The sequence below is a fragment of the Microcoleus sp. B4-C1 genome (genome assembly GCF_036705285.1).
Lineage (GTDB): Bacteria > Cyanobacteriota > Cyanobacteriia > Cyanobacteriales > Microcoleaceae > Microcoleus.
In genome coordinates this window covers 1-1,465 of record NZ_JAUBUC010000224.1, presented here as the reverse complement: position 1 = coordinate 1,465, position 1,465 = coordinate 1, and the positions used below count along the sequence as shown (strand labels likewise).

Sequence of the window (1,465 nt, the reverse complement as noted above, 5' to 3'; positions counted from 1 at the left end):
ATAGCTGGTAAAAGTATAGTCATTTATAGACATGGGAGGCTTCAAGTCCCTCCCCTTTCACTTTTACTTTGAGCGGATTAACCCGCATTGGCTGAACTACGCAGCTCCCTATCCCATCGCTGAACGCATTTGGGATTGCTTTTCTGAGAATATTGTAAGAAGCATTCACATCGGAATTAATTAACTGACCAGTTGATGTTTTGTACAAACCTCGTTTGATCCGTTTCCCAGTAAATACAGGCTCTTTTTCTGTTTTTCCGTAAACCGGAATTGGGTCTAAACCCAGAAAGCTACTTCTGGACGTGTAGGATTCTTCCTGCACAATCACCGTAATTCCCACTAACCGAGCTTTGTATTCCAACATTTCAATCAACCGAGAATGAGGAATGCTAACAAAGTTTTGATTAGTTTTCTTCCCTAACTCGATTTCAGTTTTCCACTGGGCATTCTTGCCAATTACTAGCGTCCCAATCTGCTTTGCCATCAAAATATCAATAATCACATGACTGGTATGATGCAAGTAATTATCAACTTTTTGATTGCGACAGCGTGTTAAGCGCTGAATCCGTAGTGAAGTTTTGCGACCTCCTTTTAACTGGGATTGCAACTTTCCTTTACGTTTGTTGTAGAACTGGTTGATCGATTTTAATGGTCGCCCGTTAATCAACAAAGGGATAAATCCCGGCTGATTTGAAGTTAACGCCACTAAATTATCCAGCCCCAAATCAATACTAGCTACAGAGTTGGCATTGCCAAGGGTGGACTCCAGTTCATCATAAATTACCTCAATTACATAGGAATCACATTTCGGAACCAGTCTAACTTGACAAATCTGATCGGGATTGAGTTGGGTTTTAATTGAAAGTTCAGTGCCGGAAAGCTTGATAATTCCTTTCTTCAACTGTTTGCTGCTAATCGCTTGAATCGTGTATACTAGAAGGTTTCGCCCTTTAACTTTATCTTTGTACTTGGGCAATTTTGGACGACCCGTGAACTTGGAAGAATCAGCTTTGTAAGCATTGAATGCCTCAAAAAACGATTTCCAATTCTTGTCTAGTACCATCAATATTTGCTGACTGACTTTAGCAGGTAAAGCTTTATACGCTTCCTGAGACTTCATCAAGCGGTTCATTTCGTTGTAGTTGACATAACCCCATCCATAAATAAAGCTCTGACGAATAACGTAATTGGCGGCATTGTAGAGGTTTTTGGATTTGAAGGCTAGTTCGTCAATCTGGGCGAAACGGTGTTCCGTCGATTTAATGATGTGTCTCTCTGTTAGCTGCATTCAGAGCCTCCATCTCTCGGATGTGGTAGTTTATTTGCCTTCCACCACCGCCACGCAGTTGTGTAACTTATGCCTATTGCTTTAGCGTAGTCAGGTAGTTTCATTGTTAACCTCCTGACTACATATTATCATTCTTGCTTACTACTGCTTATAAACTTAATGAAGTTTTATAATACC

1 protein-coding gene is annotated in these 1,465 nt (G+C 40.5%); it reads right to left on the bottom strand.

Going from position 1 to position 1,465, the window contains the following annotated elements:
• Positions 1 to 19: 19 nt before the first annotated feature.
• Positions 20 to 1,288, bottom strand: coding sequence for a transposase (locus QUB26_RS31785; RefSeq protein ID WP_333234358.1), 1,269 nt, complete (start codon positions 1,286 to 1,288; stop codon positions 20 to 22).
• Positions 1,289 to 1,465 lie beyond the last annotated feature (177 nt).